Below are 235 nucleotides of genomic sequence, written 5' to 3'. Positions count from 1 at the left end.
ATCTATTTCAACGGGGTGGAAATGCTTTCGGCCACCCTGTCCGCGCCTATCGACTGGGCAGGTGCGGAAACCCTCTACATCGGGGCTGGCGGGCCCACCTTTGATTACTGGGACCATAAATCGGACTACTCGGCCATCGATGAATTGCGGATATTCGACAAGGCCCTGACGGCAACGGATATCCAGATCATGATCAATGCGATCAATCCCTATATCCCGACGTTCCCGGGGGAAT

General features: G+C 54.9%; 1 protein-coding gene. It reads left to right on the top strand.

Annotation, left to right across the window (positions count from 1 at the left end):
- Positions 1-235: LamG-like jellyroll fold domain-containing protein (locus ACRHNM_RS18215; protein ID WP_431138034.1), on the top strand; the 235-nt coding region annotated here is incomplete at both ends.

The sequence above is a fragment of the Psychroserpens mesophilus genome (assembly GCF_050617655.1).
GTDB classification, from domain to species: Bacteria; Bacteroidota; Bacteroidia; order Flavobacteriales; family Flavobacteriaceae; genus Psychroserpens; species Psychroserpens mesophilus_A.
The sequence above is the reverse complement of the archived record's forward strand: the minus strand, read 5'-3'. Positions and strand labels throughout refer to the sequence as shown.